Genomic DNA, 26604 nt, shown 5'->3' on the forward strand with positions numbered 1-26604 from the left:
TTTATCGTCGTTATCGGGTGAGGATAGTCTGATGCAGAAGCATCTCCAGCGGGGCCGGAATCGGCAATGGCAAAACGACGCTGATCCACTGACAATTTCCGTCACCCTGTACCGCCATCGCCAACTCGCAGGCTCAGTTATGCATCAGATGTTGCTGGTAGGCGTCGCTGCGACGGTACTCACCCGGCGTCATGCCGGTCCAGCGTTTGAACGAGCGGAAGAACGCCGAAGGTTCGTCAAAGCCCATCAGTTCGGCTACATCGTTGATCGACAGCTGGGGTGAACTCATATAGTGCAGCGCGGCGGCCCGGCGACACTCATCCTTGATAGCCTGGTAGGAGGTATCCTCCTCCAGCAGACGTCGGCGCAGTGTCGATACTGACAGATTCAGCGCCTTGGCCACCTCCTCCGCGCTGGGCAGCTCACGGCTGAAATCCTTGCCGATCAGCGCCACCACCTGGGATTTCAGCGAGGGGTCGTCGTTGACCATGGCGATCAGCTGGAACGGAGCGGTCTTGAGAAAGTTGCGCAAGCTCTCTTCGGTCTGCACCAGCGGTTGATCCAGATAGCGGGCGGGAAAGACGAAGGCATTTTCATGCTGCTCGAACCTGAGCTCCGACTGGAACAGCTTGTGGTAGACCTCCAGATCCGCAGGTTGGGCAAAGGTGAAATAGGCCGCCTTCAAGTCGATGCGTGTACCAAGCAGCCAGCTGATGAAGTGGTGCCACATCGACAACGAGGTGCGGATCCGCTCGGGCGGTTCATTGGCCAGGAAGGCGTCGAAATCGAACTCCGCGTTATCGGTGGCAGCAAAGGTGATCTTGGCATAGCGCCCCTTACGCACCAGCACCGGCTTGATCTCGGCGCCGCGACAGATCTCATGGAAGGCGCTGGCCCGGTAGATCGCTCTCTCCAGAGTTTTGCAGTGGATAATGGCGTGACACATCATGCGGAAAGTGCCGTTGGGTACCTTGCCGCCGCTGAGCATGCCGAAATACTCATCCTGAGCGATATACATGATGCGCTGGTACAGCGCGCCGAACCGTTCGGCACTGAATTCGGTCTGCGACTCGATCTCCTGCGGGTCGATGCCAACCGCGTGCAGCAGCTCGTCGATATCGAACCCCTGGGCACGTGCCTGATGCAGCAGGTTTCTGACGTATCCGGTCGGTACGGTAACGGTACGGTTCATCGCGTTTCGTTGCCTTTGTTCAGGTTATTTTTCTTTCAATTTAATTCAGACGGATCGCTTTTGTCAGTCAAACTGCACACGAATGTCATTGTTAAAACACTGGCCGATCCGGAATATGAGCTAAAGCCGGGGGAGGCGTAATCGTCTCGGAAAGTTAAAAAGCCTGATTTTTCGGCAGCTTAGACCTTCCAGATCGGACCACCCCTAGAGCCTGATAAAAATAACAATTTCTGGTGAACGAAATGGAAATAAAAAACGGCGCCGATACGCCTGCTGGCCGCCCCCCCTTTCTGGTTCGTCCAACGACACTGGCATTAATGATCAGCGCAGCACTTGCACCAACCGCCCATGCGCTGCAGTTCACGCTTGGCGAGATCGAGGGACGTTTCGACTCCCAACTCTCTGCCGGCGCCAGCTGGCGGGTAGCCGACCAGGATAGCGATCTGATCTCGGAGCCCAACGGCGGACGCAGCAAGGGGTCGGGCAGCTACGATGACGGCGACCTGAACTTCGAGCAGGGCGATACCTTCTCCCGCACCATCAAGGGCGTGCATGATCTCGACCTGCGCCGCGACAACCTGGGCCTGTTCATGCGCGGCAAGTACTGGTTCGATTTCGCTCTGGAAGACGACAGCCACCCACACGGCAATACTGCGAACGGCTATGAACCCGACAGTGAATTGAGTGACGAGGGTTTCAACGACTACGCCAAGTTCTCCGGCGCAGAACTGCTCGATGCCTACGTTTACGGCAGTTTCGATCTCGGCAGCGAAGCGCAGTACCCGCTTGATCTGCGTATTGGCCGTCAGGTGGTCAACTGGGGGGAAAGCGCCTTTATTCAGGGTGGCTTGAACAGCATCAGTCCACTCGATGTCAGCGCCATCCGCCGCCCCGGCGCCGAGGTCAAGGATGCGCTGCTGCCTACCAACCAGCTGTTCGCCTCTCTGGGCCTGACCTATAACCTCAGCGTAGAGGGCTTCTATCAGTTGGAGTGGGAGCCCACCGCCATCGACGGCTGTGGCACCTACTTCTCCACCAACGACTTCGCCGCCCAGGGCTGTAACGGTATCCGCGTACCGCTTGGCCTGACCGATCAGCAGTATTTCGATACCGCTTTCACCGGTGCCGCACTCGGCTTCGATCCGGTGGTCTATCGCAATGAAGATGGCTACCGCCCCGCCGAAGATGAAGGCCAGTTCGGTATCGCCTTGCGCTACTTCGCCGAGAGCCTGAACAGCACCGAGTTCGGCTTCTATGCCACCCGCTACCACAGCCGCCTGCCGATCAGCAGCGGCGTGAATACCGACCTCAGCGCCGCCGATCTGAGCGCGATAGGTACCGCAGCGGCTACCCAGTGGATCATCGACAACGCCGCCAACCCGTTGGCACCGACCGCTGCCGAACTGACAGCAGCCCAGGCCGCCGGCACCGCCGCAGCCACTGCCGCCGGTACCGCAGGGGTGTTCCAGAGCACCTACTTCAGCGAATACCCGGAAGATATCGACATGGTCGGCCTGAGCTTCAACACCAATCTGGGCGACATCGCCTGGTCCGGTGAGGTCTCGTTCAAACATGACATGCCGATCCAGATCAACGGCCCGCTGCTGGTCGGCGCGATCCTGACCCAGTTCTCCGGCGGTATAGGTAACAACGCTGCCGATCAGCGTGTCGCCGATGCGGGCCCCGGCGGCACCGTCAACGGCTATGAGCGCTTCGATGTCACCCAGATACAGACCAGCTTCGTCAAGTTCTATGATCGCGTGCTCGGCGCCAGCCGACTGTCCCTGATCGGCGAGCTGGGCTGGACCCATATCCACGGATTCGACGAGGGCAGCGATGCGCTCAAGTTCGGCCGCCCCGGCGCCTATGGCTACACCGCGGGTGACGACGAGGGCTTCGTTACCGCCGACTCCTTTGGCTATGTGGCTCGCGCGGCTCTGACCTACCCCAATGCACTGGCAGGCATCAACCTGACGCCACAGCTCAGCCTCAAGCATGGTATCAAGGGTAACGGCCCGGAGCCGGGCGCGGCGTTCCGCGAAGATGAGAAGGCATTGGGTCTGACGCTGACTGCAGACTACCAGAACCTGTACCAGGTACAGATGGGCTACACCACCTACTTCGGTGGCGACTACAACGCTCTGGCCGATCGGGATTACTTCTCACTGAGCGCTTCGCTGTCCTTCTGAACACCCCGCAGAACTGAATATGCGCAGGAGATAGAATAATGACTACACGCTCCATTTACCGACACCTCTCCCCTCTTACCCTGGCCCTGGGCCTGTCACTGACGGCGGCCAGCGGTTTCGCCGCGGTATCGGAACAGCGCGCCGCGGAACTTGGCAACACCCTGACACCGCTGGGCGCCGAACGCGCCGGCAACGCGGATGGCACTATTCCGGCCTGGGATGGCGGCCTGAGCAAGAGCGCCGAGCGCTATGCCGATCCCTTTGCCGATGAGCAGCCACTGTTCACCATCACCGCGGCCAATGCAGCGCAGTATGCGGACAGGCTAAGTCCCGGTCAGGTGGCGATGCTCAAACGCTACCCTGACAGTTTCCGGATGCCGGTCTACCCAAGCCATAGAACCGCCGCCTATCCCGATGCGATCTATGACCGGGTAATGTGGAACGCGACGCACACCGAGCTGTCGGACGGCGGCAACGGCCTGACCACCTTTCGCGAAGCGATCCCCTTCCCGATTCCGCAGAATGCACTGGAGGTGGTGTGGAACCACCTGACCCGTTATCGCGGGGGATCACTGGAGCGCACCTTCGTACAGGTACCGGTGCAGGCCAACGGCGATTTCACCCCGGTCAAGATCAACGAAAAACTGAGCTGGCCGGAATACCTGGAGGACAACCCCGACAGCAGCCAGACCGCCAATATCCTCTCCTTCTTCGTGCAGGAGGTGTTGGCCCCGGCGCGTCTGACCGGTGATGTCTTGTTGATCCATGAAACGCTGAACCAGGTCCAGCAGCCGCGCCAGGCCTGGACCTACAACACCGGACAGCGTCGGGTGCGCCGCGCCCCGCAGATCGCCTACGATGCACCGGGAACCGCATCGGACGGCCTGCGCACCACCGATAACCTGGATATGTTCAACGGTGCCCCCGACCGTTACGACTGGACCCTGGTGGGCAAGCGTGAACTGTATATCCCCTATAACAGTTTCAAGCTCGCCGACCGTAAGCTGAAATACACAGACATCCTCAGCAAGGGCCACATGAACCCGGAGCATACCCGCTACGAGCTGCACCGGGTCTGGCAGGTGGAAGCGAAGCTGAAAGCGGGTGAGCGCCACGTCTACAGCAAACGTACGTTCTTTATCGACGAGGACAGCTGGCAGATCGCCATCGCCGATCATTACGACGGTCGCGGTGAGCTCTGGCGCGTGGCGGAAGCGCACGCCTTCCCCTATCGCGACGCCCAGGTACCCTGGATCGCGGCGGAAGCCCTGTACGACCTGCAGTCTGGCCGTTACCTGGTGGGTAGCCTGACCAATGAAGAGGGCCAGGGCTTCGACTTCGGCCAGCGCTTCGCGTACAAGGACTTCACCCCACAGGCGATCCGGCGGCTGGGGCGTTAACAGAAGTCTATATGGATAGAGTGATAAGGGAGTAGAGGGCAAGGTGACTTGCCCTAAATCGCAGATTCCTGAGTAGGACGTGACCTCCCTTCGCCAACGACTTACTGCACATAGCTGCGCGCATACTTGGCTACTTTGCGTGATGGGGATTTCTCCGCCACATCTGCCAGAAAACTGCGGTACTGTGCCGCTGCATTCTGCCCAATCGCCTTGCATAACCAGGCGATGGTATCCTCGGTTTCGCCGTCCATCCCGACGTCGAGGTATTTCTCCTGTATCAGCTCAGCAGAACGCTTTAACAAGCCGGCATCGGCGATTCGTTCATGAAAGATGGCGCGAGCAGCCAAGCGTTGAACAAAGACATTGTCGGTATTCAGCATCTGCATATAGGTGGCCGACTCTATGCTTTGACCCGGCGCTGGAGTTGGTTGGCCAGGCAGCAGCGCCCACCAACCGGAGAAGGCAGAAAGATCACCCAGCGCGCGCTTGGCATGAGAGCGCAGTTTGGAGTCGCTGGCCTGCTCACTCACCAGGGCCAGGGTCGGACGATATTTTTCATTGCCGCTGTACCCGAGAGCACGGGCATGATGGGCCATGAGTCCAGCCAGGGCGCGATCGTCTGTCTGCTGGTGCGCCAGCAAACGCTGCTCGATCACATCATACAGTGCCGGATCAGACAGTCCTGACCACTGCAAACGGCTTAGCATCTTTTGCTGCTGGTCGTAATTGTTGCTACCCAGCAGGCTGACATAGTTCGCAATCCGCTCTTCATTCGTCTGAAACGCAGCCGCGGACTGCGCTAAACATACAGCCACCAGGGTCAGTATCAGTTTTATACGCGTCATCTCCGAACTCCCTTTATCGAGACATCAACTCAGTTCCATCGTTTAAATATCAGCGACGTATTGATGCCGCCGAAAGCGAAGTTGTTACTCATGACATACTCCGTATCGATCCGACGCCCTTCGCCGACAAGGTAATCGAGATCAGCGCACTCCGGATCCACATTGTCCAGATTGATGGTGGGGCAGAACCAGCCCTCATTCATCATCTCGATTGCGCTCCAGGCCTCCAGCGCACCACAAGCCCCCAGGGTATGGCCGGTATAACTCTTCAGCGAGCTGATCGGCGTCGAGTTACCGAATACCGCTGCGGTTGCCTGACTTTCGGCAATATCCCCACGGTCAGTAGCCGTGCCGTGGGCACTGATATAACCGATCTGCGCAGGTGACAGTGCCGCCCCCTCCAGCGCCTGGCGGATCGCGATCTCCATGGTCTCGGCGCTGGGCTGAGTGACATGACTGCCATCCGAGTTGGTGCCGAAGCCGACGATTTCGGCGTAGATTCTGGCGCCGCGGGCCAACGCATGCTCCAACTCCTCGAGCAGAAGGGTACCGCCGCCCTCCCCGATGACCAAGCCATCGCGATCCCGGTCAAACGGACGGGGCGTCAGCTGCGGGGTGTCATTCTTGATGCTGGTAGCATAGAGGGTATCGAACACGGCAGCTTCGGTCGCACACAAGCCCTCACTGCCACCCGCCACCATGATGTCCTGGCTGCCGGACTTGATCGACTCATAGGCATAGCCGATCCCCTGACTACCCGAGGTACAGGCACTCGACGTGGTGATCACCCGGCCGCGAAGACCGAAGTAGACACCGATATTCACCGGTGCGGTATGTGACATCATTTTGATATAGGAGTTGGCGTTGAGACCGTCCGCGGTGTTGTTCATCAACATGTTGCCAAAGTCGACAAACGCGCGTGTATCGCCAGCCGACGATCCATACGCTATACCGACACGGCCATTACCGAGTGTCTCGTTTCCGAACAGACCGGCATCACGCAGTGCCAGCTCTGTGGCATAAACGCCAAACTGGGCTACCCGGCCCATGCTGCGCAGGGCTTTTCGGGTGTAGTGCGACGGCATCGAAAAATCCTGAACCGGAGCCGCCAGCCGCGTGTTGAGCCCCTCGAAACGGTCCCAGTCATCCATTCTGACGATACCGCTACGACCGGCAGCGAGATTTTCCCTGATCGTCCGCCAATCGTTCCCGATCGGTGAAAAACCCGCCATACCTGTTACAACCACCCGTTTCATCAATGCATACCACCATTTACCGAGATCACTTGACGGGTTATGTAGCCTGCTCCCTCCGACATCAGGAAGCTGACGGTGGCCGCTACCTCGCTAACGCTGCCTACCCGCTGCATCGGGACCATTTTAAGTGCCTCATCCAGCGGCAGGTGTTCGGTCATCTCAGTTTCTATCAGACCGGGGGCGACGCAGTTCACCGTGATCCTGCGCTTTGCCAACTCCACTGCCAGCGCCTTGGTCGCGCCGATAATACCGGCTTTGGCGGCACTGTAATTCACCTGCCCGCGGTTACCCATTTCGCCAGATACCGACGACAGGGTCACGATACGCCCGGGCTGGCGACGTCTGACCATCGGCATCACCAGCGGGTGCAGCACGTTGTAGAACCCGTCCAGATTGGTTTTCAGTACCTGATCCCAATCCTCCTCCGGCATCGCCGGAAAGGCGTTATCACGGGCCACGCCCGCGTTACAGACCACACCGTAATAGGCGCCGTGCTCCTCCACATCCTGCTCCAGCACCCTGCGGCACTGATCCCGGTCGGCGATATCGAATTGCAGGATGCGCACCCGCCGTCCCAGCGCGTCTATCTCGTTTGCTACACTCTGCGCGGCATCAAGCCCGGAACGGCAGTGAAGTACGATATCGTAACCCTCCTGGGCCAGGCGCAGTGCGATCCCCTTGCCTATGCCACGGCTGGAGCCGGTCACTAAAACTGTTGCTGTCATTGCTGCGCTTCCCGTAAAAATGTATCCGCATCATCTGGCTGGAAAATATTCAGACTTGCGACGGCTTCAAAGCGCTGTCCGTGTAGTTCACAGTCAAAGGCACACAAACCGTTCTCCGCTTCCATGTTCTTGGTTACCCTCACCTCAATCCGCTCACCAAGTACGAAATAGGCCACCGGTACGCTGTATTTGCGGGTACCGAGCAGAAAGCCCAGTTTCGGCTCCCGCCCCTGCTTGCGCTCCTGCAGACCGGCATAGGCACCGATCGCCTGTGCCATGTATTCCAAGCCAACCCAGGCGGGCACCCCTTTCTCGTCGGCAAACATGGAGGTCGGTGTGATGTCGACCGCCGCCGATAACCACTCCTCGCCATAATCGGTGATCTCCGATAGCAGGCTCATCTGTCCAGAATGGGGCACCAGCTCATCTACAGTAAATTCAGGTTTCATTAGGTGCGTCTCAGAATCAACGAAATATTGTTGCCACCAAATGCGAAGGAGTTGCTAAGCGCGTATTCGAGGCCCTTAACATCCCGTTGCCCGCCGGTCAGGTTCAAGGTGGGTAACTCGGGATCGGGCTGCGCATCCCATACATGACGCGGTACCAAGCCTTCGTTCAGCGCCAGCCAGCAGATCGCCGCTTCCAGCGCGCCTGCCGCACCGAGGGTATGCCCGGTAAGCGGCTTGGTGGAGCTACAGGGTAGGGTGTCGCCAAAGACCTCCGCCACAGCCCGCGCCTCCATCTGGTCATTCAGCGTTGTCGCCGTGCCATGTAGATTGACGTAGCCAATCGCTTCAGGTGAGAGGTCCGCATCCGCCAATGCCGCTCGCATACAGCGGATCGCGCCAGCACCACTGGGGTCAGGGGCCGAGATATGATGCGCGTCCGAGCTTTCGCCGACACCGGCAAGCTCCACGCTCCCCCTGTCGCGGGTAACCAGGAACAGTCCCGCGCCCTCGCCGATATTGATCCCCTGGCGATTCACGCTGAACGGATTACACGGCGCATCGCTGACCGCTTCGAGCGCAGTAAAGCCCTGCACGGTAAGGTGGCACAGGGTGTCTACACCACCGGCGATCACGGCGTCACAGACCCCGGCTCGCAATAGCCGGCGGGCCGATGCCAGCGCTTTGGCGCCGGACGAACAGGCCGTCGATATGCCGTATACTGGCCCGGAAAGGTTCAACCAGGCGGCAATAAAGGCCGCCGTTGCCCCCATCTCCTGCAAGCGGTAATCGTACTCCGGCGGCATCCTGCCCATCTTGGCACGCTGCTTCAGAAATCCTTCACTGTCACCAATGCCCGAGGTTGAGGTACCGATCACCACACCGATACGCTGCTGTCCGAATCGGCCAATCGCGTCATCAACCGCACCCTGAATCTGGCTCAGTGCGGCCAGTGCCATACGATTATTGCGGCTGTGCCAGTGGGGTTCCTCCAGGCTTATACTGGGCAAAACGCCGGTATAGAGTCCCAACGGCATCGGCTGACCAGGACTGAACTGATCGGTCAGCGTAAGCCCGGCATCCCCGGTGCTCAACTGATGATATGCCGCTTCCCGACTGTCCCCCATGGCACTGACCATCGCCATGGCATTTAAATAGCACCGCATCGCTGTTCTACGTCCCTAAGTTCATTTCCTCAAGCGTCTGGATCCTGACCTGATACGCTCGCAAATAGTCGTGCACCAGCGTGATATCGGCGTCATAAATGATGTCGAGGAGAAGTGCTCCATGATGCCACAACTGCCGCCTGTTGGTCTCTGCACTCAATGTCCAGCCCTGCTCCGGGCGATAATGTCTGCGCAGTGAGGGCTCAGGCCAAAGGGCAAACTGTATTGTCGCCAGTATCGACTCTGCGGGAAGGTTCACAGGAACCGAAACCGTCTGCTGCAACTGCTTTCCGTCATATTCCAGCGCCGTGAGCGGCTGACCGGTCGGCAACAGCGCGACCAACTTGACCTGCTGTCGCTCAAACCGGCTCACGACAAGAAAAGCCAAACGCTCGTCAGCTGACTGCAGGGTGACCGTCTGCTTCAGTAGCACCGGCGCGGGCCCCTCCTCTGGCGGCAACAGCGCAAGCGTTGCCGCCGCATCCTGACCCGGGCGTATCAGGGCGCAGCCCGCCATCAGGCAGATCAAGCCGACAAACACCAACCGAATTAACGACGACATAGCTCGGCCAGTGTGGAGAGTCTTGCAGGCTCACTGACATAGGGGTTGCGGCGGTCCCAGGCGTAGCCGGCGAGAACGGAGCTGATCATCGCTTTCACCGGCTCGCTCTTGTTGTCGGAGAAGATCACATCCTGCAGACGCCCGTCATACCAGCCCTCCACGAACACCCGAAACGTGTCGATCCCGACCTTCAGCGGTATGGCATACTCCTGCTCCCAGTCGGGTTGCAGCCCGTTTAGCTGCCGGTGCACCGCGGCAGCCGCCAACGTCGCCGATTTGAGCGCGATAGTCACGCCGGATGAAAACACCGGGTCCAGAAACTCGCCTGCGTTGCCCAGCAGCGCGAATCGCTCGCCATAGAGTCGCGCCACATCGCAGGAGTATCCATCCAGTTTGCCGACCGGAGTATCGAACAGGGCATTGGCCAGAATCTCACTCAGCATCCCCCCTTCGTCGATATAACGCTGCAAGGTCGGCTGTTCCGCCATGATGGCGTCGTCAAACAGTGCTCTGGGCAGCACGACGCCAACCGACGAACGGCCATTGCTGAACGGAATCAGCCAGTACCAGATCTCCGGGTTTGACGGGTGCACAGTGATCAAAATCTTGTTGCGGTCAAATCGGCTATCGCGAATGTTGTCTTCAACATGGGTAAACAAGGCGACTCGCGAGCCGAGGCAGGACGCCTTTTCCAGATTCAGCAATCGCGGCAGCACGCGACCGAACCCGCTACCGTCGAGCAGAAAATCGGCCGCGACTCGATAGGGTGTACCCTCTTCGGGAGATACGTCGATAACGATCGACGTTTCCAGCTGTTCGATCGCGGTAACGGTCTGGCCATAGCGAATCTCGACACCGCGCTGACCGGCGCTGTCGGCCAGGATCTTGTCGAACTGGCCGCGCTGCACCTGATAGGTGGTGCCCCAGCCGTCCGAGAATTTCTTGCGGAAATCGAACTGGTCGTGCTCTGTACCCCGGCAAAACGCAGCGCCGTTCTTGTACTGGAAACCCGCCTCCACCACCGCTTGCAGCAGTCCGGCCTGCTCAAGAAACTCCATGCTTTGCGGTAACAGGCTCTCGCCGATGGAGAACCGGGGGAAATGTTGCCGCTCGAGTATCAGCACCCGGTGGCCATAATTGGCCAACAGCGTAGCCGCTACAGAGCCGGAGGGGCCGGCACCGATAACGACCACATCATAACGTCCCTGTGACTCTGTCATTATTTAAGCTCTCCAGTAGAGGGGGCCCGCATGAGCGGTGCCAACAGCCAGGTCAGCGTCAGACCCGGCAAGACAACGATACCAAAGTGATACAGTACCGGCGTTTGACTCAACGCCAACAACCCGAATGCCAGCAAGCTGCTCACCGCCGACAGGCTCACGGCCAGCCAGGTGTGATCGCTGTCGCTGGACTCGCTGAGGAAGATCCCCATATCCAGTCCTATGCCCAGCACCAACATCAGGGCTATCAGGTTAAACAGGTTGTAGCCGTCGTTGAGTAGGAGGAAACCGGCGAAGGTCAACAGTGATCCCAACAGCGGTGGCACCACGATACGCCAGAAATGCTGTCGATAACGCAGCACCAGCATCAGCACGACACCGGTATAGGCAAGCAGCAGCCAGTCGACAATTTCGCTGCGATAGCGCGACATCAGATCACTGATGTCACCGACCCGATCGACAAACTCAACCTCGGGCTCCGCTGCGGCCAGCTCGATCAACGCCTGCTTCAGCGCCGCACTCATGCTCCCCTTGAGCCGGATAACAGTAGCCACCTCGCCGTCAGCGCCATTGATAATGTGTGAAGCCCAGGGCTGACTGGTTGTTAGTTGGCGCCACTGTGCCGGGGTCAGCACTGCGGCGGTTCCCTGCTCCATCAGGGCCTGGGCCTGTTCAACCTGTTGCAGAGACAGGTGCAGTATGCTGGCGAGCGCTGGCCAGTGCGATGCATAGAGCGCCCGCACCAGCTCCGCGTTTTCGCGCTGGCGCTGCTGCGAGGGCAGCACCTGAGACAGCGCCGTATAGCCCTGCAACAACGCCCGGTCCTGCAGCGATGCCAAGAGCGGCTGCAGCCGCTCCTCGGTTCGAAGCAGCTGCTCAAAATCCCGGCCCGTGACCAGCAGGAAGGCTGCACTGCTGCCATTAGCCAGCCATGACTGGACCTGCCGGTCCTCCTCCAATAGCGCCTGGGGCGAGGTCTGCAGTAACGTGATATCGTCACGCGCCGCGCCCTGCCAGATCACCAGGCCGCTGATCAGCCCCAGTACCAGCAGCAACGGCATCAGCCAGGATGTCTTGCCGATACGGGGATAGCCGTTACGCCAGCGATCCAGCCATTGAGCGGCCGGCAGCGGCGACAGCCGACGTTGCCCACCGATCACCGGCAACCAGAGCACAACGGTGAGCCATGCCGCTGCCAACCCCAGGACAGAAAACAGCGCCATCTGCCGCAGGCCGGGAAAAGGTGCCAGCGCCAGCCCCGCATAGGCTGCAACACTGGATATCAGTCCCAGCAGCAGGCCGGCAAACAACTTGCGGATGGTGCTATCCGCCACTACCCGGGACTCACAGATAAAGTGCAGGGCGTAATCAACGGCAACGCCGACCAGACCGGCGCCAAAGGCAACGGTCACCAGGTGAATGCGGCCAAATAGCAGCAGGGTCACCGCGGCCGCAACGAGCGAGCCGACCAACACCGGCAAGAGTACGAGGCCCAGCGGCGCAAGGCTGCGAAACACCACCAGAATCAACAGGACGATCCCCAGCAGCGATCCCAGACCGATGGTCGACATCTCCGAGCGCGCCTGCTTGGCCCCCTCTGCGGCATGCAACAGCAGCCCCGAACGGCGGATGTTGATTCCCCGCTGCTGCTGTTCTTTTACCAAAGGCTCCAGCACAGCGTTGACGGCCTGCTGAACGCTCAGGCTGAATGGATCGGCCATCAGCTGCAGGCTGAGCAGATAGCTCGGCTGCTCGGCCGCAGTCAGACGCAGAAGACCGTTATCGATACTGACTGGGAGGTCTGACTGCAGCGATAGCATCAGATCGGTATACAGACTGAACGGATCGCGCAACGGCGCAAGGCTAAATCCAGAGAGCGGATTCAGCAGCCGCTGCAGGGCAATCTGGAACTGCGCAGCCCCTCCCTCGCTATTCAGGCGCACCCGTGCCTCGTCACTCAGCAGGGTGAAACGATAGGGGAAGAGCTCATCTAAAGCCCGGTCGGACGGCGGTGCCTGCCAAGTCAGACGGGCGATACTGTCCAGCGACTGCAAGCCTGCGGCCACCTGCCTGACCGCATTCCGGGCCCTGAGCTCGTCATCGGCCGAGATCACCAGCAGCAGCTTATCGGTGTAGCTCGCCGCGAGCTGTTCGGTGGCGCGTTTGATCAGTGGCTGCTGCTCACTTTCCGGCAACAGTTCCATCACGCTGGTATCGAAAGCGACACCCTTATGCCAGGCGCCGATACAGAGTGCCAGAATCACCGCCAGCCACAACAGCGCCGCGGATCGCCGTCCAGTAGTAGCCGATGTCATTGCTGGATGTCGTAGAACCGGATACGCGTCCAGTCCCCTCCCACTTCGTGGAGCACGACCTCCCTCAGGTAGCGACCGCCCTGTAGCTCAACCTTTGACACCACCTGCTGTACCCTCGGCTCTTTTGGCATCAGGGTTACCTGCCACTGCGACTGGGCGATGCGGGTCTGCAGATCGAAATGCTCGGCCAAGCGGCTCCAGCGCGCGGTCATCACACCAAAGAATATATCGCTGAACAGTGCCACCACCGGGTTGTTGCCAGTTTCCAGCTGCGACAGCACCCTGCCCGCCTGCTCACTGGTGATGCGTTCAGGTGTCAGCCTCAACATATTTTCGATCGGCGCCAGCGTCTGCCAATTGATCTCGCGGTCCCGCTCATAGGCGAAGCGACCTGAGGAGGCGATTTCGGTATCCAGTGCGGCCAGATACTTGACCTGTTCGAAACGACCGCTGAGGCTGGGCGGTGTGGCCATCAACGCTTCCAGCTCCCGGTAATCGGCCACTGCGGCCAAGGGCACGAACACCAGCAGCGAAAACAGCAATACAAGCCGGCGTATCATGCTTCCAGCCCCAGCTTCTGCAGCAGTACCGAGGGTGAGGCATAGAGCATCTCACCGCTGTCGACATCCACCGCCACCTGTACCGTGTACGCCTTGGTCAGGCGCTGCCCGCTCTCCAGATCGATGATCACATAGTTGATTTTCAGTCGGCTTTCCCACTCTACCAATGTCGCTTCAACGACGATTTTCTGCTGAAAGCGCAACGGCTGGGCGTAGCGGATACGCATGTCGATAACTGGCCAGGCATAGCCAGACGTTTCCATCTGGGGGCAGTTGTAATCGATCTTATCCAGCAAGGCGCAGCGTGCGATCTCGAGATATTTGGCATAGTGCCCATGCCAGACGACGCGCATGACATCGACATCATGAAAGGGTATTTCCAGGGTAACTTCAGCTTTAACCATGTGTGTTCCTGATCATGAATGCCTGTCGCGTTGCCGACTCTCAGACGCGGATGAGCTATCCGGCTTGCGGTCGGCCAGCCAGAAAGGGAAAAAATTGAACCATTGCAGCGGCGCCCGGCAGCAGTAATCGGCCAAGCGGTCAGCGTAGGACTGCACCGCCAACTGCAACCCTTCGGTCCGGCTCCTGCGCGGCAACGACAGCCTCTCAGTAAATTTTTCCATGTAGAGATGGTACTGGCCGGCTTCTTTCAGGCAGAACATCAGATACACCGGACAGCCTAACAGACCGGCGAGAATAAACGCTCCCTGGGGGAACTCCGCCTGATCGCCGAGAAAGCTCACCGTCGAGGTCCTTGTGCCGCCGCTGACAGGGGTGCGATCGCCGGCGATCACTACGTACTCACCTGCCGCCACACGTTCCGATAACAGCATGGCGGTTGCCGGCGACATATCCGTCACCTGCATCAAATTGATGCTCGCATCGGGGTTGGCATGCTGCATCAGCCGGTTGAATTTTTCGGCATGCCGGGTATAGACCAGCATGGTGATGCCGATATTCGGTAACTGATGGGCCAAGGCGCTGCATATTTCGGTGTTGCCGAGGTGGGAAACAACAATAATCCCGCCACTACGGCTCCTGTCCACCTCGTCAAACACCTCAGGCGTGGCGAACACAACATCCTGCGGCCGGATATGCCCCATCCAGACCAGCAGCTTATCCAGCAGAATCTCGCCGAAACACCAGAAATGCCGAAAGGGTGTCAGTCCAGCCCTCTGCTCTGCCGGCACTAGCTGCTGAACCCGCGCAAGATAGCGCCTTGACGCCTGCCTTGATGACGGGCGCGTCAGGTAGAAGTAGCTCATGACCGGAAACAGAAAAACTCTGAACCCCGCCCGACCAAACAGCCGATAGGCCAGCAGCAGGATTTTCATGCCCAGCAGCGTGCCCGCTTCACCAATACCGGCCCAGTGCTTAGTGCTGTCAGCCATTGCGACGACGCCTGATAATTGACGGCAGACGCACCAGCATGCCGAAGAACAGCCGGGCATGCATCAGGGAGATCAACACGTTGTCCTTGACCGCATCGAAGTGGGAAACGCCGTCGAGCGGGTAGTGCACCCGGGTCGGCAGGTTCTTGATCGGCAAACCACGCCATGCCCAACGCACGATCACCTCGGGATCGAAATCCATCCGGTTGCCGCAGGGCTCCCGATCCAGCAACTCGACCACCGGCGCCAGGGGATAGACCCTGAAACCACACATGGTGTCCTTGATCCGGAACGACAGGGTATTGATCCAGACCCAGACATGGGTCAGATAACGGGCATAGTAACGCAGCGCCGGTACCGACTCGTCATACCGGGGGTAGCCGGTGACCAGCGCATCCGGCGATGCCATCCCCAGTTCTAAAAATAGCGGCAGATCGTTCAGATCATGCTGGCCATCGGCGTCGATCTGAACCGCATGGGTATAGCCCTGCTTAAGCAACTGGCGAAGCCCGGCTTTTACCGCCGCGCCCTTGCCGCCGTTCTGCTCCAGCCGGATCAGGCACACCCTGTCACCATACTGCCGTTCAAGGCTGATCAGCACATCGCGACAGGCCGGTGAGCTGCCGTCATCCACCAGTAATACCGGGTAGCCGTAGTCGAGCACGCTGGCCAGAGTGGGCCCAATCGCTTCCTCATGGTTGTACACCGGTATGACGATAGCGGCCCTGAAACTCTGGTCAGCTGAAGCAGATCCGCCCACTGGAGTGCACTCCCTTGTCTGAGTAATAACGGAAGCCCAGCTTGTTCTTCTCGGCCGAGTACTCAAGCTCCAACGACACCTGTGACTCGGGGAAGATAACCTGCTGAAACTTGACCACCTCCAAGCGGCCGAAATCACCGTCGGTACCAAATAGCTGCCGCCCATAATGGACAGCCCAGTGCACCTGCGTAATACCCGGCAAGATCGGATTGCCCGCGAAATGGCCGTCGAAGTAGATCAACTCCGCCGGTATGCGCAATACCAGCGCCGCGGTCTGCGCCGTGGAGGTCCGACTGATCAGCTCGGGCCATTTGGCCTCATCTTGATGAAACAGGGCCATCAAAGCATCCATCGTAATTTTTCCCTGCTGATTGTATGGCATCTGCTCCACGAACCGCCAACGTCGCGGCAGCGCCACCGGCTCAAAATGCGGTTTGAAGGCTTCGCGAATCTCGCGTACCAATCCCCTTTTCCCCTGCGCCCCGAGGCACTGCAGCCCCTCATCGTTCAACTGGACCACCAGGGCGATCTCAACGCGCTTGCGCGATAGCGCCAAAGCCCGCGCGGATTTTATCAGCGGGTGCTGCTCTGCAACCTGCTCCACTTCGGCCAGCGAGACGCGCTTGCCTTCCACTTTTGCAATACGGTCGGTCCGACCCAGCAGCCGGAAACATCCATCCGGGTCCAGCGCCACCTGGTCAGATAACGTCTGCCCGTCACCCGCAATCTGGGCTGCTCGCAGGGTCAGAGTCGAGTCGGGGTTGAGCTGCATCGAAATGCCCGGCAGCAACGCCCACCGGGCCTCCGCATCATGATGCTGCGCCCGCCAGGCAACCGCCCCGGTTTCCGAACTGCCGTAGATTTCACGTACCGGCACGCCCAACAGATCCGATACCTGCAAGCTATCCTGTCGCTGCAAGGGTGCCGCTGAGGAGAGCGCGCCACGGCACTTAGAACTCAGGCTATGCCACTCCAGCGAAGGATTGAACCGCCCCAGGTGGGACGGTGTTGAAACAAGGCTGAACTGGGGGTGTTGTTGCGCCCGACGGTAGATATCTTCGGTAAACTGGCAGGCATCCCGCTCGAACAACTGGCCCCGGCATAGCGGCCAGAACAGGCGGAAGGTCAGCCCGTAGAGATGCTGGTGGGAAACGGTGGTGACGATGACCGCGTCGTGCTGACCAGGCCATAACTGCTCCAGCGCGGCCAGCTCGCTTTCTATCTGGGCAAAGGTCTTCACTACCGGTTTCGGCTCTCCGGTGGAGCCGGATGTAAAAATCTCCAGTGCGGGAAAGTCAGCCGGTAGAGCTTGCCACTCTGGCTGCGAGCTTGGCGCATGAGACTGGTGCTGATACGTCGCCAAGGATGCGGGATACTGACCGGCAAAGCCGTCCACTCGTCGCTGCAAACGTTTGGTGGTCGCTGGTCGATCGTCACCGGGCACACAGACGGTACAGCGCTGCTGCCACAACGCCAGCAGCAGGCTCAGAAACTCGACCGTGTCCTGATGATAAACAGCCCAGCGCTGCCCGGGTCGGGCCGGCAACACCTGGCACCAGTGGGCAACTCTGGAAAGCAGCTCATCACGGGAAACAGCCCCCATATCGCCTGTCGCTATGGGCGCGTCCGGCGCCAGGCGCAGCCAGTCGGACAGGGGTATCAACGCATGGGTCATGAATGCTTCCTGACCCTCTGCCGCACCAGCCACTCCACGGACAACATCAGGCCGATTAGGATATAGGCGATCAGGCCGTTATACAGCATCCAGATCTCATCCGATGCCCAGAGCACGGTTGCCATCGACACAGCGGCATTGAATACAAAAAACAGACACCAGGCGATGGTCACTTTCCGGGTGTAAGCCACCCCCGCCACTGGCAGATCGGGCTCCCTGATCCGCGCCAGCCGCTCAATCAGGGTCTGAGACGCGAACAGGCTGCTGCCGAACAGGATCAGCAGCCCCAGGTTGACCAGAACCGGGTAGAACTTGAGGCCCAGGTGAGCATCCCAGAGCAGCGTCACAGTCAGCACACCCAGCGCACTGCAGCCGATCACGACTCGATCACGCCCATGATCTCCCCCCAGCCAACGCAACAGCAGGATCACAGCCAACGCCGGCAGCAGCACCAGCGCATCAAAGCGATGCAAGCCCCAGTACACCAGAAAGGGGTAGCTCAGGGTGAGCAGCGTAATGAGCGTGCGCATCAGCATCAGGCTCAGCCCAGCAGTTTCTCAACTTCGGTGACCACATCCTGTACCGTGCGCACAGACTTGAAATCCTCTGGCCTGATCTTCTTCCCGGTCATTTTCTTCAATTCAACCACCAGATCGACCGCATCGATGCTGTCGATATCCAGGTCCTGATAGAGATTGGCCTCGGGATGGATATCATCTGGATCAATTTCAAAAAGCTCTTCCAGAACCTTGGCGATCTTCTGATAAATTTCTTCCTGATCTGACATGGTATCTACTTACTGTTCTGCTTGAGATTGAATCAGTGCAGCCAGTGCATTGACGCTTGCAAAATGTTTCCGGGTTTCATCGGAATCGGCCTTCAACTTGATTCCATAACGCTTCTGCAGCGCCAAACCGATCTCCAGCGCATCGATCGAATCCAGTCCCAGCCCATCCACAAACAGCGGTTCGTTATCGTCGATTTCGCTGGCCTCGATGTCCTCAAGATCAAGCGCATCGATAATCATCTGCTTTACTTCCAACTGCAGATTGCTCATAAACTCTCAACTCCTTACCAAAATAATCGGCGAGATCCGCTGTCAGCTTTCTCGCCGCTACGGATGGTGTAGTGTCATGCAAGTAAGGCGCCACCGAAATGGTGTCGTTTACACGGATACGAATATGGACCTTGGACGACGGCACCTGGTACCAACGGTCCTGTTTAGTCAGTGTAGAGGGTGTGCAGCTTATCAATACCGGCGTGATATCCGCTGCCGTGCGGATCGCCACATTGGCAGCCCCTCTTTTCAGTTTCAGCGCTGAACCCGGTGTCGTCCGCGTCCCTTCAGGGAAGACAATCAGAGCGTGCCCCTTGGCAAATGCCGCTCCCGCCGCACTGATCACCTTATCGTTGTCTTCGTTGATAATGTAACCAGCCGTTTTGATCGGCCCGCGAGTAAACGGATTGCGGACCAGCTTCCCCTTTACCACACAGTTGGCGTTGGGAACCAGGGCGATCAGAAAAATCACATCGATCAGTGTGGGATGGTTGGCCAGGATCAGTCGGGCATCGCGCAGCTTGGCAACACTCTCCAGGTCATAACTCAGTACCCCTAGAAACTTCATCATGCCGATATAGAAGCGAAAGGCGTGATGAATCACGCGCTGCCCGCGTGATTCGCGCTGCTCGACACTGCCGGGCAGGCTATACAAGACGGGGACGACGATCAGCGGCAGCAGTATGCCGCCAAGACCGAACACCAGAAAACTGAATGCGGTCCCGCACCATCGCCAGGCATGATTAATACGCACCAGCATTTCAGTTCTCCCCCGCATCGACGGTCCTGCGAAGGCTCCAGCCGACGCCCGACCCGGAACCAAAGTCAGCACTGGCATCAAGATCGCAAAGGAAGCGCATCAGACGCAAAAGCTCGCTTTCGCCCGGCAGTCCCCGACGCGGCGATATCTGTTCAAGCACCATATCGCTCCCCTCGCTGCGGCTGAGCAGCATCGCCAGCGCGAACGGGTAAGACTCACTCTCAGCGTAGGGACGGTAGAGTTCGGGCAGCGGCACATCATAGATGAGGCATAATACCTGCTCTCGCTCCTGCAACTGTGTCACCGCCTCAAGCAGAGCGAGAGGCATCAGGTTTTCGCTAGCGGCGATGGAGGTCGCGGCGCTGACATCCTTGCGTGCAATCGACAGTAAGCCCGCCACAGCATTGTGTACCGCCAGGCTAAAACCTGTGGGAGACATCGGCTGGTCATCCGCGATCCCTTCCAACAGGGAGAGCGTCAACGGCGTATCACCATGTCTGGACGCAAACACCCCAGGAATGGCGTCGATGCCCTCAAGCAACGGCAGTGCCGCACCCGCCGCACAGCGGCCAAGTTCGGTGAAGCGTCGCCTTAATATTGGGGAGATCTGCGTCAGCGATACTTTATGAAGTTCAGACGAGAGAGGAAAAGGTTGTTGCAGCCATACACGCCACTGGGACTCACTCTCCAGCCCCGGCGCGACAGCATTCCACGATTGCAACTTGAAACTCAACAAAGCCCATACTCCCGCTTGCCGAGTATCGAAAAATCAAAGCAAGCCACCATCCTAGCTGTTCTTGTCAACATTGTCCCTATTGAGTGACAAGCGGATTCTACCTGCTCGTATCCATGATGCAAATAGCAAGCCGATTGATCGGCAATCTGACTCTGCCTATAATCGGCGACACCTATGGATCTGCCAGCACAAGGAGAAGAATGTGAAACTCATCGCTATCTGCCTATCATTGTTTCTTATTGCCGTGTCACCTCAGGCCTTCAGCCGTGATACCAAGCACATGTTATCCATCGAAGCAGCAATGGCATCGGCTGATTTTAAAGAGCGCCTGGACCCGAACATCGACTTCTACTTCGGCAGCCAAAAGCACCCCAAAGTCAATAAGACCTTTGGTAATTTCTCAACCAATAAAAAGACTAACGCTTTTAACAAAAGCGACGAGGAAGCATGTCAGTGGGTGCTTTTATCCGCTTTAATCTCGCTTCAGGATCGAGTTAAGGCGGAAGGTGGAAATGCCGTCATAAACATCGCGAGCTACTATAAGAAAAACAAAGTCAGCCACAATACTCAATATGAATGCCATGCCGGGGCAATTATGGCTGGCGTCGCCCTGACCGGTGAAGTGGTTAAGCTTGCCAAGTAAGCAAAACTCCTCAACCATCCGGTTCTGGTATACCAGAACCGGTGATTCCGCTCTACACGCTCCTGAAACGAAGCTCCCCCTACTTCCCCAGAGACAACAAGAGTTTTATCACTCTCTCAATTCTACCAAGCGGAAAAAGCAGTACCTTTATAGCCGGTTGCTAATATGCACTGCTTTGACTCGGCTTTACCAGCGGCCAACTACATATTGGAATATTGAAGAGCGGCCCCATAGCAAACCGGTTATTCATAACCTCGATACGCCTCACCATATCAGTCTGAGTCACAGCCGGGAGTTTATCTGCTTTGCGTTAAGCACAACGAGAGTAGGAGTTGATGTCGAGTTTATGAAGGTGAGAAGAGACCTGCAAAAACTCGCCGAGCTTTTTATGAATGAGAATGAGCTTCGCCAATTACCAAAGGGGGAAATTCAGAGAGCGGATTACTTTTATAAACTCTGGTGTGCGAAGGAAGCTCTGTATAAAGCCCTACCCCTCCATGAGCAGGCACAGACCTCATTATCATCGATCTCATACCAGGCCATTCTGGGAAACAGTTCCCCCTGGCATCTAATTGAAAATGTAATTGATGATTACCGAGTAGCGATACTCAGCGAAAGAACTGACTGTCCAACAAAACTGATAGAGTCCCCAGTAGAGCTCGACTAGGGTAGCCCTTTCAAGTTATCAAAACTTTTAGCGCGAAAGCGGACTTACCGGACTACCGTACGCAAGTCAGGTGGCAACGCCAACTGGCCAGCGGCCTCGGTAAATGCATATGCCCAGCAACCGCTTTTTCGCTCTCCAAGGCAGGAAATTAAAATTTAATACTGGCTGGTGCCGTTGAGAGGAATCGAACCTCCGACCTGCTCATTACGAGTGAGCTGCTCTACCGACTGAGCTACAACGGCCTACCGGGATATCTGCAAGGATAGCCTCGAATGCGCTGGATAGTAGCAACGCCCCTCTCCAGCGACAAGAGTAGTGACAAGGACACAACAGGAACCGCTTGAGCCGCCGCCATTATCCTTCTACTTTATAGGGATTCGCTGCCGAGTTCTCATGGTTGTGGACAGCAAGGCCTAAACGGCCGGTCATAATAAGAAAGGTGGGAGAAGGCGTAATGGAAACACCCGATTTTCTTCCGATTGAGCGCTTACAGTCGTTGATCGATACACTGATCGATGACGGCTTCCGCTGTGTCGCCCCCCAAGTACGCGATGGCGCGATTCTGTACGAGACGCTGGACAGTGTGAAACAGCTGCCCAAGGGCATCGCGCAGGAGCAGTCCAACGGTCGTTACCGACTACAGGATACCGACTCACCGCGCAATTTTGCTTGGGCTAACGGCCCCCAGGCGATCAAACCCCTGACCTTCGCGCCCCGTGAGGAGCTCTGGTATGGCGAGCTAAAAAGCGATGGCAGTCTGAAATTTTACCAAGCGCCGACCGAAACCGAACCGGTCGCAGTACTGGGTGTACGCGCCTGCGATCTGGCTGCATTGGCGCTGCAGGATCAGCACTTTCAGAGCACTTTCCCCGACCCTTACTACGCTGCACGGCGTAAACGCCTGCTGCTGATCGCCGTGCATTGCACCCACTCCGCGGCCACCTGTTTCTGCCACAGCACTGGCGATGGTCCGGAAGCCCAATCGGGCTATGATCTGTCCCTGTATGAAACAGACCTTGGCTACTTTGTCACCGCCGGCAGCCTGGCCGGTGAGATGCTGCTGCACCGGCTTCCGCTGGAACCGGGCGATGCCGCGCTGTTCGCCGCTGCCCGCAGCGAGACACGCCAAGCGGCTGAATCACAACAGTGCCAGCTACCCCAGGGAGACCTGCAGACGCTTCTGTTCGGCAACCTCAATCATCCACAGTGGGAGGCCGTTGCCGAGCGCTGTTTGAGCTGCGGTAACTGTACCCAGGTCTGTCCCACCTGCTTCTGCCACAGCGAAAACGAGGTACCGTCCATCTCCGGCCAGAGCACGACCCACGAGCGTCAATGGGACTCCTGTTTCTCGCCGGGACATAGCTATATCCACGGCATTACGCTGCGCAAGGAGACTGCCAGCCGCTATCGTCAATGGCTGACACACAAATTCGGTAGCTGGCATGAGCAATACGGTCGCAGCGGTTGTGTGGGTTGCGGCCGCTGTATCAGTTGGTGTCCGGTCGGTATCGATCCTACCGAGGAGCTCGCCATCATTTGTAAAGACGGCACGGGGGATTCGGCATGATCAACCCCTATCTTCCATTGGAAGCGGAGGTGGTGGAACGGATCCAGGAGACGCCCAGCATCGTTACACTACGTCTAAGGCTCACCGACCCGGATGCCCGCCACCGCTTCTACTGTGCGCCGGGCCAGTTCAATATGCTCTATCTGTACGGCGTGGGTGAGGTTCCCATCTCAATTAAATCGGGCCCGCAGAGCTTTCTCGACCAAACCCTGCTACTGGACCACACCATCCGCGCAGTGGGTCGGGTGACTCGCGCTCTGGTCAAGCTGGAACCCGGAGCGAAGCTAGGCGTACGAGGGCCCTACGGACGGGGCTGGCCATTGAACCAGGCCCAGGGCAAGGATGTGCATATCATCACCGGCGGGCTGGGCTGCGCACCGGCTGTATCCGTGGTACATGAACTGATGCGCCAGCGCAGTCGCTATGGGCGGATCTCGGTGGTACAGGGGGTCAAACACGCCGACGACCTGATCTGGCGCGATCAATACGAGCACTGGGCGAAACAGCCCGACACCCAGGTATTGCTGGCCGCCGATCAGGCGAATGCCTCCTGGCGCTGGCACACCGGCATGGTAACGGGACTGCTCGACCAGCTGCATCTGGATACGGAGCGCTCTCTGGCCATGCTCTGTGGACCCGAGCCGATGATGCGCGCCTCGGCCGAGCGGCTGATCGAATTGGGGCTCCGGCCGGAGCAGATCTGGCTCAGCATGGAGCGCAACATGCAGTGTGCTATCGGCCATTGCGGCCACTGCCAGTTCGGCGCCGCCTTTGTGTGCAAGGATGGCCCGGTGTTCAACTATCCGGCGGTTCGCGAACTGCTCGGCACACGGGGGTTTTGATGATCAACCTGGAGAAAAGACCCCGCATAGCGGTACATAAGTTCAGTTCCTGCGATGGCTGCCAACTTGCCTTCTTGAATCTGGGCGGCGACCTGCTGGAGCTGACCAAACGGGTTGAGATCATGCATTTTCTCGAGGCAGGTCTCGACGACCCGGAAGCCAAGGTCGATATAGCGTTTGTCGAGGGTAGCCTGTCGACACAGGACGAGATCGAGCGTATCCACAAGGTGCGCGAATCCAGCCGTTATATGATCACCATCGGCGCCTGCGCCACAGCGGGTGGATTGCAGGCACTACGCAATCTGGATAACCAGCACGAGCAGTGGCGCGATGCGATCTACGCCAAGCCTGAATTTATCAAGACGCTGAACCACGCCCGTCCCATCGCCGACGAGGTGCGGGTGGACTTCGAACTCTGGGGCTGTCCGATCAACAGCCGCCAGCTGCTCGCCGCCGTCAATTCACTGCTGTTTGGCGTACCCCCGATCGATGACCGGGACAAGGTCTGCCTGGAGTGTAAACGCCAGCAACGGGTCTGTGTCATGGTCACCGAAGACAAGCCCTGCCTTGGCCCGGTGACGCGTACCGGCTGCGGCGCACTTTGCCCAAGCTTCGGCCGCGACTGCTACGGCTGCTACGGTCCGGCGGACAACCCCAATACCGCCAGCCTCAGTGGACGCTTTGCCGGACTGGGATTGCTGCCGGGTGCGATCGCCCGGCGGTTTCTGTTGATCAACAGCGCAGCGCCCGCCTTTCACGATGCTGGACTGATTGCCCGCAGCAGCGACACTGGAGGGGAGAGCCATGACTGACTCACATCAGGATCAGCCCACTTCCCGCCGCATCAGGATCGATGTCCCGGCACTGACCCGCGTCGAAGGTGAGGGATCGCTGAAGCTGGCAATCGACGGCAACCAGATCAAGCAGCTGCAGCTGTCCATATTCGAGCCACCACGCTATTTCGAAAAGTTTCTCGAAGGACGTGAATACCAAGAGGTACCGGATATCGTTGCCCGTATCTGCGGCATATGCCCGGTGGCTTACCAGATGACGGCGGTGCAGGCGCTGGAGCAGGCGTTCGGTCATACCCCTTCGTCCTGGGTCGCACGGATGCGCCGTCTGTTCTACTGCGGCGAGTGGTTGCAGAGCCACGCCCTGCATATCCACCTGCTCGCCCTGCCCGATTACCTCGGCTTCGACAGCGCCATCGGCATGGCGGCAAAGCACCCGGAGGCTGTCCAGCGCGGACTCGCCCTGCAGGCACTGGGCAACTCGATCATCCGCCTGTTTGGTGGCCGCTCGGTACACCCGGTCGGCGCCTGCGTCGGCGGTTTTCACCACGCCCCTGCGCCGGCCGAGATCTCGACGCTGCATACACGTCTCCAGGAAGCGCAGGAGTACGCCGCTGAATTGACCCGCTGGTGCGCTCTGCTGCCGCTGCCCGAGGATGAGGATGACTTCATAAGCGTCGCGCTCAGAGCGGACACCGAGTATCCGTTTTATCGCGGAGCATTGGTCAGCTCGGACGGTCTGGCGATCGATGCCGCCCAGTGGGATAGCCACTTCCGCGAAGAGCACACGCCTCATTCGACGGCACTCTGGTCACTGTACGCGGGCAAGCCCTATCTGGTCGGTCCGCTGGCACGACTCAATCTGAACCTGGACCGGTTGCCTAAGCGGATTCGCACCAACCTGGAGAGCACCGGCATCGGCTTCCCCAGCCGCAATATGTTCCACAGTATGCTGGCCCGTGCCGTGGAGATTGAGCTGGCGATCCACGACGCGCTTGAACTCACCTCGACCTATGAGCCAACGGCGCACCCCTTCGATCCAGTCACGCCCCGCGCCGGTATCGGCTTCGGTGCCACCGAAGCCCCGCGTGGATTACTCTGGCACCGCTATGAAACAGACACGGAGGGGCTGATCAAGAGCGCCCGCATCGTGCCACCGACGAGCCAGAACCAGGCCAGAATCGAACAGGATCTGCAGCGGTCGCTGCAAAGTTTCGGACTGGATCACAGTGACGAAGAGTTGCGCTTGCACTGCGAAAAGGTGATCCGCAACTACGACCCCTGCATCTCCTGCGCGACCCATTTCCTCACCCTCGATCTGGAGCGGCGCCGTTGAGCTCTGCCCGGCTGCTGATTATCGGTGTTGGCTCCCCCGCCGGCGATGACCGGCTGGGCTGGGAGGTGATCGCTCGCTTGAAGGCAAAACTGCCAGATGAGGCGAACTGCGACCTCTGGGCTCTCGACCGCCCCGGCGCAGGTCTGATCGAGTATCTGGATAGGGCTGAGGTATGCTGGCTGGTGGATGCGCTGCTAAGCAAAGACACCCCCGGCCGCTATCTTCAACCGGGGCTTGAACTGCTTATGCAGTCAGACGATAGAGCGTCGGGCTCACACGGTTTCGGCTTGGCCGATACCCTGCGCCTGGCAGAGCGGCTTGGCATGCTGCCTCAGCGCATCGAACTCCACTGCCTGACGATCAACTCGGCGGATACTCTCAGCGAGCAGCTGAGTCCTGCGGTTGACGCAGGCGTTAACGGACTGGTGGAACGCCTTTACCAGCGCCTGATAGACGGTATGGATCATGCTGATGCTAACTCTCAGGGGTAATTAATACGG

General features: G+C 58.6%; 28 protein-coding genes and 1 tRNA gene. 9 read left to right on the plus strand and 20 right to left on the minus strand.

Translation table 11 applies throughout. The features are described from left to right. Positions 1-133: 133 nt before the first annotated feature. The gene (locus tag IEX40_RS01625) at positions 134-1192 is read right to left on the minus strand and encodes an AraC family transcriptional regulator (RefSeq protein ID WP_188745357.1); all 1059 of its coding nucleotides are present in this window, start codon (positions 1190-1192) and stop codon (positions 134-136) included. Between the two features lie 242 nt (positions 1193-1434). On the opposite strand from IEX40_RS01625, the gene IEX40_RS01630 reads away from it, so the two are divergent. Together IEX40_RS01630 and IEX40_RS01635 are read left to right on the plus strand one after the other, a co-directional pair. Beyond that, positions 1435-3381, plus strand: a complete 1947-nt coding sequence (locus tag IEX40_RS01630) for a DUF1302 domain-containing protein (RefSeq protein WP_188745358.1) — start codon at positions 1435-1437, stop codon at positions 3379-3381. 38 nt (positions 3382-3419) lie between these two features. After that, positions 3420-4781 carry a DUF1329 domain-containing protein gene (locus IEX40_RS01635; protein WP_188745359.1) on the plus strand — a complete coding sequence of 454 codons (1362 nt, stop codon included), beginning with the start codon at positions 3420-3422 and terminating at the stop codon, positions 4779-4781. 101 nt (positions 4782-4882) lie between these two features. Here IEX40_RS01635 and IEX40_RS01640 read toward each other — a convergent pair whose 3' ends face one another. Genes IEX40_RS01640 through IEX40_RS01720 form a run of 18 tightly spaced genes read right to left on the minus strand, consistent with a single transcriptional unit; the run spans position 4883 to position 20255 of the window. After that, positions 4883-5626 carry a hypothetical protein gene (locus IEX40_RS01640; protein WP_188745360.1) on the minus strand — a complete coding sequence of 248 codons (744 nt, stop codon included), beginning with the start codon at positions 5624-5626 and terminating at the stop codon, positions 4883-4885. 29 nt (positions 5627-5655) lie between these two features. Next, entirely contained in the window at positions 5656-6882 is a 1227-nt protein-coding gene (locus IEX40_RS01645) for a beta-ketoacyl-ACP synthase (protein ID WP_188745361.1), read from the minus strand. After that, positions 6882-7607, minus strand: a complete 726-nt coding sequence (locus IEX40_RS01650; protein ID WP_188745362.1) for a 3-ketoacyl-ACP reductase FabG2 — start codon at positions 7605-7607, stop codon at positions 6882-6884. Before IEX40_RS01650 ends, IEX40_RS01645 begins: the two co-directional genes overlap by 1 nt. Then, positions 7604-8056, minus strand: a complete 453-nt coding sequence (locus tag IEX40_RS01655) for a hotdog family protein (RefSeq protein WP_188745363.1) — start codon at positions 8054-8056, stop codon at positions 7604-7606. The genes IEX40_RS01650 and IEX40_RS01655 overlap by 4 nt, the downstream gene beginning before the upstream one ends. After that, positions 8056-9219 carry a beta-ketoacyl-[acyl-carrier-protein] synthase family protein gene (locus tag IEX40_RS01660; protein ID WP_188745364.1) on the minus strand — a complete coding sequence of 388 codons (1164 nt, stop codon included), beginning with the start codon at positions 9217-9219 and terminating at the stop codon, positions 8056-8058. The genes IEX40_RS01655 and IEX40_RS01660 overlap by 1 nt, the downstream gene beginning before the upstream one ends. A 7-nt stretch (positions 9220-9226) precedes the next feature. Next, a complete protein-coding gene (locus IEX40_RS01665) occupies positions 9227-9781 on the minus strand; it encodes a DUF3261 domain-containing protein (RefSeq protein WP_188745365.1) in 555 nt (184 codons plus the stop codon). Next, a complete protein-coding gene (locus IEX40_RS01670; protein ID WP_188745366.1) occupies positions 9769-11001 on the minus strand; it encodes an NAD(P)/FAD-dependent oxidoreductase in 1233 nt (410 codons plus the stop codon). Before IEX40_RS01670 ends, IEX40_RS01665 begins: the two co-directional genes overlap by 13 nt. After that, the gene (locus IEX40_RS01675) at positions 11001-13316 is read right to left on the minus strand and encodes an MMPL family transporter (RefSeq protein ID WP_188745367.1); all 2316 of its coding nucleotides are present in this window, start codon (positions 13314-13316) and stop codon (positions 11001-11003) included. The genes IEX40_RS01670 and IEX40_RS01675 overlap by 1 nt, the downstream gene beginning before the upstream one ends. Further along, positions 13313-13876, minus strand: a complete 564-nt coding sequence (locus tag IEX40_RS01680; protein ID WP_188745368.1) for an outer membrane lipoprotein carrier protein LolA — start codon at positions 13874-13876, stop codon at positions 13313-13315. The genes IEX40_RS01675 and IEX40_RS01680 overlap by 4 nt, the downstream gene beginning before the upstream one ends. Beyond that, positions 13873-14280, minus strand: coding sequence for an acyl-CoA thioesterase (locus IEX40_RS01685; protein ID WP_188745369.1), 408 nt, complete (start codon positions 14278-14280; stop codon positions 13873-13875). The genes IEX40_RS01680 and IEX40_RS01685 overlap by 4 nt, the downstream gene beginning before the upstream one ends. A gap of 12 nt (positions 14281-14292) precedes the next feature. Further along, positions 14293-15270 (minus strand): lysophospholipid acyltransferase family protein, encoded by a 978-nt coding sequence (locus IEX40_RS01690; RefSeq protein ID WP_188745370.1) that lies wholly within the window; start codon positions 15268-15270, stop codon positions 14293-14295. Then, on the minus strand, positions 15263-16030 hold the full coding sequence (locus tag IEX40_RS01695; RefSeq protein WP_229680471.1) for a glycosyltransferase family 2 protein: 768 nt from the start codon (positions 16028-16030) through the stop codon (positions 15263-15265). The genes IEX40_RS01690 and IEX40_RS01695 overlap by 8 nt, the downstream gene beginning before the upstream one ends. Beyond that, on the minus strand, positions 16008-17705 hold the full coding sequence (locus IEX40_RS22050; RefSeq protein WP_229680473.1) for an ApeI family dehydratase: 1698 nt from the start codon (positions 17703-17705) through the stop codon (positions 16008-16010). Before IEX40_RS22050 ends, IEX40_RS01695 begins: the two co-directional genes overlap by 23 nt. Beyond that, positions 17702-18235, minus strand: a complete 534-nt coding sequence (locus IEX40_RS01700) for a COG4648 family protein (protein ID WP_229680475.1) — start codon at positions 18233-18235, stop codon at positions 17702-17704. The genes IEX40_RS22050 and IEX40_RS01700 overlap by 4 nt, the downstream gene beginning before the upstream one ends. An 11-nt stretch (positions 18236-18246) precedes the next feature. Next, positions 18247-18492 (minus strand): acyl carrier protein, encoded by a 246-nt coding sequence (locus IEX40_RS01705; protein ID WP_188745373.1) that lies wholly within the window; start codon positions 18490-18492, stop codon positions 18247-18249. A gap of 9 nt (positions 18493-18501) precedes the next feature. Further along, complete coding sequence (locus tag IEX40_RS01710; RefSeq protein ID WP_188745374.1) at positions 18502-18762, minus strand: phosphopantetheine-binding protein; 261 nt, start codon at positions 18760-18762, stop codon at positions 18502-18504. Further along, positions 18713-19522, minus strand: a complete 810-nt coding sequence (locus IEX40_RS01715) for a lysophospholipid acyltransferase family protein (protein ID WP_188745375.1) — start codon at positions 19520-19522, stop codon at positions 18713-18715. Before IEX40_RS01715 ends, IEX40_RS01710 begins: the two co-directional genes overlap by 50 nt. 1 nt (position 19523) lies before the next feature. After that, positions 19524-20255, minus strand: coding sequence for a beta-ketoacyl synthase chain length factor (locus tag IEX40_RS01720; RefSeq protein ID WP_188745376.1), 732 nt, complete (start codon positions 20253-20255; stop codon positions 19524-19526). 205 nt (positions 20256-20460) lie between these two features. Between IEX40_RS01720 and IEX40_RS01725 the strand changes: the two genes are divergently transcribed. Further along, on the plus strand, positions 20461-20901 hold the full coding sequence (locus IEX40_RS01725) for an excinuclease ATPase subunit (RefSeq protein WP_188745377.1): 441 nt from the start codon (positions 20461-20463) through the stop codon (positions 20899-20901). After that, positions 20876-21568 carry a 4'-phosphopantetheinyl transferase family protein gene (locus tag IEX40_RS22225; RefSeq protein ID WP_373286469.1) on the plus strand — a complete coding sequence of 231 codons (693 nt, stop codon included), beginning with the start codon at positions 20876-20878 and terminating at the stop codon, positions 21566-21568. The genes IEX40_RS01725 and IEX40_RS22225 overlap by 26 nt, the downstream gene beginning before the upstream one ends. 166 nt (positions 21569-21734) lie before the next feature. On the opposite strand, the gene IEX40_RS01735 is transcribed toward IEX40_RS22225, so the two are convergent. After that, positions 21735-21810, minus strand: a tRNA-Thr gene (locus IEX40_RS01735). 212 nt (positions 21811-22022) lie between these two features. Between IEX40_RS01735 and IEX40_RS01740 the strand changes: the two genes are divergently transcribed. Genes IEX40_RS01740 through IEX40_RS01760 form a run of 5 tightly spaced genes read left to right on the plus strand, consistent with a single transcriptional unit; the run spans position 22023 to position 26595 of the window. Further along, positions 22023-23135, plus strand: a complete 1113-nt coding sequence (locus tag IEX40_RS01740) for a 4Fe-4S dicluster domain-containing protein (protein WP_188745379.1) — start codon at positions 22023-22025, stop codon at positions 23133-23135. Continuing rightward, complete coding sequence (locus IEX40_RS01745; RefSeq protein WP_188745380.1) at positions 23132-23977, plus strand: FAD/NAD(P)-binding protein; 846 nt, start codon at positions 23132-23134, stop codon at positions 23975-23977. Before IEX40_RS01740 ends, IEX40_RS01745 begins: the two co-directional genes overlap by 4 nt. Next, positions 23977-24789 (plus strand): NADH-quinone oxidoreductase subunit B family protein, encoded by an 813-nt coding sequence (locus IEX40_RS01750; protein ID WP_188745381.1) that lies wholly within the window; start codon positions 23977-23979, stop codon positions 24787-24789. Before IEX40_RS01745 ends, IEX40_RS01750 begins: the two co-directional genes overlap by 1 nt. Further along, positions 24782-26104 (plus strand): Ni/Fe hydrogenase subunit alpha, encoded by a 1323-nt coding sequence (locus IEX40_RS01755; RefSeq protein WP_188745382.1) that lies wholly within the window; start codon positions 24782-24784, stop codon positions 26102-26104. The genes IEX40_RS01750 and IEX40_RS01755 overlap by 8 nt, the downstream gene beginning before the upstream one ends. Beyond that, positions 26101-26595, plus strand: a complete 495-nt coding sequence (locus tag IEX40_RS01760; protein ID WP_188745383.1) for a hydrogenase maturation protease — start codon at positions 26101-26103, stop codon at positions 26593-26595. Before IEX40_RS01755 ends, IEX40_RS01760 begins: the two co-directional genes overlap by 4 nt. The last annotated feature ends 9 nt before the right edge of the window (positions 26596-26604 follow it).

The sequence above is a fragment of the Marinobacterium zhoushanense genome (genome assembly GCF_014641945.1).
GTDB classification, from domain to species: Bacteria; Pseudomonadota; Gammaproteobacteria; order Pseudomonadales; family Balneatricaceae; genus Marinobacterium_D; species Marinobacterium_D zhoushanense.

Bases quoted from the DNA above. Each gene is read 5' to 3' on its own strand.
- IEX40_RS01670 (WP_188745366.1), bottom strand. From the start codon at position 11,001: ATGACAGAGTCACAGGGACGTTATGATGTGGTCGTTATCGGTGCCGGC.
- IEX40_RS01675 (WP_188745367.1), bottom strand. From the start codon at position 13,316: ATGACATCGGCTACTACTGGACGGCGATCCGCGGCGCTGTTGTGGCTG.
- IEX40_RS01645 (WP_188745361.1), bottom strand. From the start codon at position 6,882: ATGAAACGGGTGGTTGTAACAGGTATGGCGGGTTTTTCACCGATCGGG.
- IEX40_RS01665 (WP_188745365.1), bottom strand. From the start codon at position 9,781: ATGTCGTCGTTAATTCGGTTGGTGTTTGTCGGCTTGATCTGCCTGATG.
- IEX40_RS01655 (WP_188745363.1), bottom strand. From the start codon at position 8,056: ATGAAACCTGAATTTACTGTAGATGAGCTGGTGCCCCATTCTGGACAG.
- IEX40_RS01710 (WP_188745374.1), bottom strand. From the start codon at position 18,762: ATGAGCAATCTGCAGTTGGAAGTAAAGCAGATGATTATCGATGCGCTT.
- IEX40_RS01660 (WP_188745364.1), bottom strand. From the start codon at position 9,219: ATGCGGTGCTATTTAAATGCCATGGCGATGGTCAGTGCCATGGGGGAC.
- IEX40_RS01755 (WP_188745382.1), top strand. From the start codon at position 24,782: ATGACTGACTCACATCAGGATCAGCCCACTTCCCGCCGCATCAGGATC.
- IEX40_RS01650 (WP_188745362.1), bottom strand. From the start codon at position 7,607: ATGACAGCAACAGTTTTAGTGACCGGCTCCAGCCGTGGCATAGGCAAG.
- IEX40_RS01715 (WP_188745375.1), bottom strand. From the start codon at position 19,522: ATGCTGGTGCGTATTAATCATGCCTGGCGATGGTGCGGGACCGCATTC.
- IEX40_RS01690 (WP_188745370.1), bottom strand. From the start codon at position 15,270: ATGGCTGACAGCACTAAGCACTGGGCCGGTATTGGTGAAGCGGGCACG.
- IEX40_RS01700 (WP_229680475.1), bottom strand. From the start codon at position 18,235: ATGCGCACGCTCATTACGCTGCTCACCCTGAGCTACCCCTTTCTGGTG.
- IEX40_RS01625 (WP_188745357.1), bottom strand. From the start codon at position 1,192: ATGAACCGTACCGTTACCGTACCGACCGGATACGTCAGAAACCTGCTG.
- IEX40_RS01630 (WP_188745358.1), top strand. From the start codon at position 1,435: ATGGAAATAAAAAACGGCGCCGATACGCCTGCTGGCCGCCCCCCCTTT.
- IEX40_RS01740 (WP_188745379.1), top strand. From the start codon at position 22,023: ATGGAAACACCCGATTTTCTTCCGATTGAGCGCTTACAGTCGTTGATC.
- IEX40_RS01640 (WP_188745360.1), bottom strand. From the start codon at position 5,626: ATGACGCGTATAAAACTGATACTGACCCTGGTGGCTGTATGTTTAGCG.
- IEX40_RS01705 (WP_188745373.1), bottom strand. From the start codon at position 18,492: ATGTCAGATCAGGAAGAAATTTATCAGAAGATCGCCAAGGTTCTGGAA.
- IEX40_RS01685 (WP_188745369.1), bottom strand. From the start codon at position 14,280: ATGGTTAAAGCTGAAGTTACCCTGGAAATACCCTTTCATGATGTCGAT.
- IEX40_RS01680 (WP_188745368.1), bottom strand. From the start codon at position 13,876: ATGATACGCCGGCTTGTATTGCTGTTTTCGCTGCTGGTGTTCGTGCCC.
- IEX40_RS01745 (WP_188745380.1), top strand. From the start codon at position 23,132: ATGATCAACCCCTATCTTCCATTGGAAGCGGAGGTGGTGGAACGGATC.
- IEX40_RS01750 (WP_188745381.1), top strand. From the start codon at position 23,977: ATGATCAACCTGGAGAAAAGACCCCGCATAGCGGTACATAAGTTCAGT.
- IEX40_RS01635 (WP_188745359.1), top strand. From the start codon at position 3,420: ATGACTACACGCTCCATTTACCGACACCTCTCCCCTCTTACCCTGGCC.
- IEX40_RS22050 (WP_229680473.1), bottom strand. From the start codon at position 17,705: ATGACCCATGCGTTGATACCCCTGTCCGACTGGCTGCGCCTGGCGCCG.